This window comes from Kluyvera intermedia (assembly GCF_021440345.1).
Classification (GTDB): domain Bacteria; phylum Pseudomonadota; class Gammaproteobacteria; order Enterobacterales; family Enterobacteriaceae; genus Kluyvera; species Kluyvera intermedia_A.
Genome location: NZ_JAKCNS010000081.1, coordinates 1 through 6,279 on the forward strand (window position 1 = coordinate 1; position 6,279 = coordinate 6,279).

Annotated in this window: 7 protein-coding genes and 1 tRNA gene; 4 read left to right on the forward strand and 4 right to left on the reverse strand. The window is 48.8% G+C overall.

Annotated features, from left to right (window positions below; translation table 11 throughout):
* The first annotated feature begins 125 nt into the window (after positions 1-125).
* Positions 126-848 (forward strand): helix-turn-helix transcriptional regulator, encoded by a 723-nt coding sequence (locus LZ634_RS19310; protein ID WP_234508104.1) that lies wholly within the window; start codon positions 126-128, stop codon positions 846-848.
* Positions 812-1,492 (forward strand): DNA-binding transcriptional activator BglJ, encoded by a 681-nt coding sequence (bglJ, locus tag LZ634_RS19315; RefSeq protein ID WP_234508106.1) that lies wholly within the window; start codon positions 812-814, stop codon positions 1,490-1,492. Before LZ634_RS19310 ends, bglJ begins: the two co-directional genes overlap by 37 nt.
* 10 nt (positions 1,493-1,502) lie before the next feature.
* On the opposite strand, the gene LZ634_RS19320 is transcribed toward bglJ, so the two are convergent.
* A complete protein-coding gene (locus tag LZ634_RS19320) occupies positions 1,503-1,961 on the reverse strand; it encodes a YbaK/EbsC family protein (protein ID WP_234508107.1) in 459 nt (152 codons plus the stop codon).
* Positions 1,962-2,298: 337 nt separating this feature from the next.
* On the opposite strand from LZ634_RS19320, the gene LZ634_RS19325 reads away from it, so the two are divergent.
* Positions 2,299-3,645: a PTS sugar transporter subunit IIC gene (locus LZ634_RS19325; protein WP_234508109.1), complete on the forward strand. Its 1,347-nt coding sequence runs from the start codon at positions 2,299-2,301 to the stop codon at positions 3,643-3,645.
* Positions 3,646-3,681: 36 nt separating this feature from the next.
* Here LZ634_RS19325 and fhuF read toward each other — a convergent pair whose 3' ends face one another.
* Together fhuF and LZ634_RS19335 are read right to left on the reverse strand one after the other, a co-directional pair.
* Positions 3,682-4,470, reverse strand: a complete 789-nt coding sequence (gene fhuF, locus LZ634_RS19330; RefSeq protein WP_234508111.1) for a siderophore-iron reductase FhuF — start codon at positions 4,468-4,470, stop codon at positions 3,682-3,684.
* Between the two features lie 102 nt (positions 4,471-4,572).
* Positions 4,573-5,637 (reverse strand): GGDEF domain-containing protein, encoded by a 1,065-nt coding sequence (locus tag LZ634_RS19335; RefSeq protein WP_234508112.1) that lies wholly within the window; start codon positions 5,635-5,637, stop codon positions 4,573-4,575.
* Positions 5,638-5,865: 228 nt separating this feature from the next.
* Between LZ634_RS19335 and LZ634_RS19340 the strand changes: the two genes are divergently transcribed.
* Positions 5,866-6,105, forward strand: a complete 240-nt coding sequence (locus LZ634_RS19340) for a DUF1435 domain-containing protein (RefSeq protein ID WP_234508115.1) — start codon at positions 5,866-5,868, stop codon at positions 6,103-6,105.
* 34 nt (positions 6,106-6,139) lie between these two features.
* On the opposite strand, the gene LZ634_RS19345 is transcribed toward LZ634_RS19340, so the two are convergent.
* Positions 6,140-6,225: transfer RNA gene (locus tag LZ634_RS19345), tRNA-Leu, on the reverse strand.
* Positions 6,226-6,279 lie beyond the last annotated feature (54 nt).

The following is a 6,279-nucleotide window of genomic DNA, read 5'->3' on the forward strand; positions in this document are numbered from 1 at the left end:
AGTAACGTTATTATATTGGATTTAAGGGAATAGAAAAGGATTGATTCATTTCCTAATTAATACTTCTTCGGTATTTAATCTGTTTATATTCAGGAAATGAATCTTCGAATGGATACGGAGGTTATATGGTGCCAGAATTCTGCAAATTCGCGGTGATAATCAGTAAAATACCGGTAATGCAGTCCGGGCTTAGTACTATCATGGGAGCCCATTTCCCCGATTACGAGCTCAATTTTTGCCAGTGTCTGGAAGAGCTGACGCTGCTTCAACTCCGACGTGCTGATGTTGTTATTATTGATTTTTCAGGCGATATCAGACACTCCCGCGCGCTTTGCGAACAGTACTACGCGCTATTGTCACAGTATCGCGATATTCACTGGGTCTTCATGATTGGTCGGCAATACTATGCGCTGGCCGTTGAGTTTCTCATGCGCCCGGAGAGTACCTTACTTTCTGAATCAGACCCTATTGAGCGCGTTATTCAAGCTGTTCAGCAAGGCGGTGTGAGTGCGGAAAAAATTAGTCAGACGCTGCTTTCAATACAAGATAATGATGATTTGGAAAGCGATGTTGGCCAGTTAATCATGTTGACGCTCTCTGAACGTAAAGTCCTCCGTTTATTAGCGAAAGGATGGGGGATTAACCAGATTGCAGCCTTATTGAAAAAGAGTAATAAAACCATTAGCGCGCAGAAAAATAGCGCAATGCGTCGACTTGCCCTTCGCAGCAACGCGGAAATGTATGCCTGGCTCAACAGTAGCCAGGGGATGAAAGAACTCAATCTCTACTCAGCCTATGGAGAGCAAGTCGAATGGAAGAGCACGGCGGGAAGCAGTGCATTGCTGTAATCGAGAACTGTATTATGAGCGCGGTAGGATTGCGTCATTTATTCATGCATGCTCAGGATGAGCATCGTTCTTTTCAGTACTTTCGCAGTATCACCGAGTTTAAGCTGGCGTCACGACAAAATTTGTTTAATGCAGTGATATTTTGCCTGTCCGGAACGCGAGAATTCCGCATTGAATGCCTTTTTTCCATGGGAAAAATTGCGCGTGATTATCCAGAAATGGTGCGAATCATTCTGGCTAACGATGAGACCGAAATGGCGCTCATTAAACACCTTTCTCCAACCTATATTCATGGGGTATTGAGTAAATCCAGCATGCTGGAAGATCTACAACAAAACATGCTGGATCTGCTGAGAGAAGCGGCTTTAGGGCATCAATGTGCAGATGTTTCGTCTAAGCAAAGAGCATGTCATTTTCTGAGCCCAACTGAGAACATGATCTTGCGCTATATGACCTATGGCTATTCGTTGATGGAAATTTCTCAGCGGCTGGGCAGAAATATCAAAACAATCCGTGCCCATAAATTCAATGCGATGACTAAGCTTGGCGTAAATTCTGATGTCGGCCTTCTGAGCGCTGCGGATTTACTGGTATCTCTACCCGATCGTAATACGGCTTTTACACAGTCGCTCTATTCAGCATAACAAATAACGATCACTGGCAAACGTCAACCCATGTCGCTGCTGTGAGGCTCGCCATTCTTTGTGGTGAAATTAGCACAGCGCTGTGGGTGGCGCCTGCTGCAGGCAGGACCTCTTCATACTGCTGTAGAGAAATATCGCAATAAACAGTTAGTGGATTTTCCAGTCCGAACGGACAGACGCCGCCAACGGGATGCCCGGTGAGCACAACAACTTCGTCGCTGCTGAGCATTCGCGCTTTCGCCCCAAATGTCTCTTTCAGCTTTTTATTGTCCAGCCGCGCATCGCCACTGGCGACCACCAGAATCGCCCGATCTTTAATTTTTAATGAGAGTGTTTTTGCAATTTGTCCAGGCTCAACCTGGTGTGCGGCAGCAGCCAGTGCAACGGTCGCAGTACTTTGTTCAAGCTCGATAATAGTAATGTCGGGGGCGTTTTCGGCAAAGAATTCTCGTACGGACTGTAGGCTCATCGTGCTCTCCTGAAATTTCGGCGAGTCACTCTGTCATAAAGCGGCTTGGGTTGTAAATATTACGACGAAGTGGTGCAAAAATTGTTTGATTTCTGGATCTCCTTCACAATCGCTGCAACCGGTTACTGTAACCGGTTGCGGTTATTTGCGCGGCGATTGATACTGCGGTGGTAACTTCCTTTGTATCTATAATAAGAGCCGTGTATGAACTGTACTCAAATGAACATCAATACGGGCCACACACCCGTGCGTCATGGTAGTTCATCGTATGCCCAGTTATGCGTCGGCAAAATCGTTGTTGCTGTGCTTACGTCTCAAGCCTGTCAGGAGGGCTGCTATGTCTGCTAATCACGCTGCATTTAATTTAATATTTCGCTTTGTAGAAAATTATGTAAGTCCCGTTGCAGGACGAATTTCATCTCAGCGCCACGTCATGGCCATCCGTGACGGTTTTATTTCCGCGATGCCTTTTATGATCGTCGGTTCGTTCCTGCTGGTGTTTGCTTATCCACCGTTCTCACCGGACACCACCTGGGGCTTTGCTCGTGCGTGGTTAGATTTAGCGAAAGAGTTTGAAGGGCGTATCTTGACGCCGTTTGATATGACGATGGGCATTATGTCTATCTATATCTGCGCGGCCATATCGTACAACCTCGGTAAGCACTACGAAAAAACCAACCAGCTTGATCCGTTCATGTGTTCGATGTTGTCGATCATGGCATTTTTGCTGGTTGCGGCACCAAAAACCAGCGGTCATTTGCCGGTGGATAGCCTCGGAGGAACCGGTATTTTTACCGCGATTCTGGTGGCGGTGTACTGCGTTGAAATGATGCGCTTTCTGAAAATCCGCAATATTGGTATCCGACTGCCGGACCAGGTACCGCCGATGATCAAAAACTCATTTGATCTGCTCATTCCGGTATTAGTTGTTGTGCTGACGCTGTATCCGCTGAGCCTGTTCATTCAGAGCCAGTTCGACATGCTGATCCCACAGGCGATTATGTCATTATTTAAACCACTGGTTTCCGCCGCTGACTCCTTACCGGCGATTCTGCTGGCGGTGCTGATTGGCCACCTGCTGTGGTTTGCGGGTATCCACGGTGCGGCGATTGTCTCTGGCATGCTGCAGATGTTCTGGCTGACCAACCTTGGTCTGAACCAGACTGCGCTGGCACAGGGCGCGCCACTGCCACATATCTTTATGGAAGCCTTCTGGACCTTCTTCATCGTTGTGGGCGGTTCCGGTGCGACGATGGGCCTGGTGTTCTGCTACCTGCGTAGCCGCTCGGCGCACCTGCGTTCTATCGGCCGTCTGAGCGTGGTGCCTAGCCTGTTTAACATCAACGAACCGGTGATTTTCGGTACGCCAATTGTCATGAACCCTGTGTTCTTCATCCCATTCCTGCTGGCACCAATGGTGAACGCCATTCTGGCCTGGGCTGCAATGAAACTGGATCTGATTGGTCGTGTTATCTCGGTAGTACCATGGACCGCGCCGGCACCGATTGGCGGCGCGTGGGCACTGGGTTGGGACTTCCGTGCGGCGATTCTGGTGGTATTGTTAGTCTGTGTCTCTGCGGTTATTTACTATCCGTTCTTCAAAGTATACGAAAAACAGTTGCTTGAGCAGGAAGACGAAGAGGCGCAGCGTGCAGCGGCAGAAGAGAGCCAGCAGGTTGCATAAATCAGTAGGGAATCGACGGGGCGAAAGCCCCGTTGTTTATTTAAGCGTGCAGTCGCCGCATTGTTGGACGTCTGGTAGGCGATAGCGTTGGCAACAGGTCCGGCGAACTAAGCGGCCATCACGCATTACCACGGTACGCCACAGCGGGTTATCCTGGCCATTCGCCAGCGTTTTGGCAAAGAAGCAGCGTTGTCGCAGCAGGTTAACCTGATCCTCTCCCAGCAGCGCGATCATCTCCCCGAGATACCAGTTAATTAAATAACCGGTGTTACTCCAGATAAGTTTGCCGTTAATCTCACCCGTTGCTTCCAGTGCTTCAACAATTGGCATCAGCGTTTGCGTCACGAGGTTATCCATCCGGTCGACGGTTGGCTTCTGACTGGCGCGGAGATCGTGGTGCACATCAACCCAGAAACATGCCGCGCGGCCTGTCTCGTGAAACTCAACGCGGAAATGGTCGGGTGAGAGGGCGATAGCCGATTCTTCAGTCAGCAGTGCCAGCATCAACGGGGGGACCAACAGGCCGATATACCACTGTGCCCACAGCGAAATCAGCGGCTTATTTTCTCGCGGCTGCATGGGCTGGTTACGGTAAATATGGTCGGAGTAGACGGCTAATAGGGAGCTTAGTTCTGTCGGTTTAGCCCATTCTGCCAGCGTTTTGGCGCGATCGGGAGCCGTTTCATTCAGGCGGAAAAGCTCCAGCATATGCGGTCGCTGCTCGGTAATCTTTGCGCGCACCGATGCAGCAAACGCATTTTCCCTTTCGGGGAGCGGCGTGCGCCAGATAAGGTCATCAGCTATGGGTGCGGAACGATAAGCCATAGGAATAGCGAGATACAAACCTAAATGATAATGATTAGTAATCGTAGCTATAGATAAAAACAAGCGCAAGCGGTTTGTCGCCTGCGCCTGTATTTTGTGAGCTTAGACGGCAGGAACCTGATCGCTGGTCAGGATATTATTTCGTCCCATATTTTTTGCTTCATACAGCGCTTTATCAGCCATGGCTATCGCGGTGTTGATGTCTTTATCCTTCAACGGTGCGACACCGATGCTGACGGTCACGTAAGTGGCGACGCTGGCATTGAACATGTGTGGAATCTTAAGATCATAAACATGCTGGCGGATACGCTCTGCTGCCTGCGTCGCGGTAGGGATATCGCAATTTGGCAATAGCACCATAAACTCCTCGCCGCCAAAGCGAGTCACAATGTCGCGTGAACGTACGGAATTGCGAATGGCCGCAGACACACGCATCAGCGCCTGGTCTCCCATCATATGGCCATAATGGTCGTTGTAGGCTTTAAAGTGGTCGATATCTAAAAGCAGTACCGAGTGCTGTCCTGCACCCGGCGCCAGCAGCGACTCCAGACGAAACTGGAATCCACGGCGGTTATAGAGGCCGGTAAGCGGGTCGAGCATACTCAGGCCATTTAGCGTCTCCCGTTCTTCCAGCAGCTTATACATTAATCCCTGAGCGAAAGTATCGTTACGTCGTTGGATAACATATTGGATAGCAATGCCGATTAACGGCAGTGCGAAGCAGTAGGCCATCCGCCACCATTGTTCAGTGTTACTGGTGAACAGGCAGACAATAAACGTCGGCAGTGAATGTAGGGCAAAGGCGACAATATTATTTGAAAATGCAATAGTCCCAACAAATAGCACGCTGAATAGAGCGACGAGTTGGAAATTGTCATTTGCTGAATAAAGTACCTGAGTTTTACTTAAAATATGCCAGGCCCATAAACAGCCAAAAATTGCCGAAATTAACGGGACATTCAAACGGATACGGGCATATCGCCAGTTCCATAGCAGCAGCATGCCGCTGCCTACCGCAATCATCGTTGCGGGCAGAGGGAAAATACTGGCGTCATATACGGGGCTAAAGACGGATAGCGCCGATGACACGAGGTTTAGAAACAAAAACAGCCGGAACGTGAGCTGATATTTTTGTGCGCGCAGTGTGCGCCATGATTGTACTGTCATTTTTTGAAGTTGTAGTCAGCCTTAAATAAATAAGTAAGTACATAAAAAATCAGAACAAAAGATGAGTCAAAACGCGAATATTTTATTATCCGACATATTATTTTGGGTACAACGTATCACCATACAATATTCATGTCATTAATGATTATGAAACCTTAGCCTATAAGCTGACAAATAACAAAAAACAACATATGATATTGAGTATCATTATCATATGTGGGTTGTGATATGTTGCAAAGAACATTAGGCAGTGGCTGGGGCGTTTTGATTCCGGGTGTCGCGGTGGCGATACTGAGCACGATGGGACTTTCGGCGGACGTTTGGCGCGGGGTGATTGTCGTGGGCTTGCTGTTAAGCTGCGTAATGATTTGGCATCGTCAACTGCGGCATTTCGTCCTGCTGCCATCATGCATTGCTTTGATTGGCGGTATGGTTTTGATAACGATGAATTTAAGATTGATGGAATAATCAGAGGGATAGTTCAGGGAGAGAACGAGAATGCTGGTGCGAGGGGGGGGACTCGAACCCCCACATCCTAAGGACACTAACACCTGAAGCTAGCGCGTCTACCAATTCCGCCACCTTCGCACAGAAATCTCGTTTGCTATTATATCGCCCTCGTTGGTGCGAGGGGGGGGACTC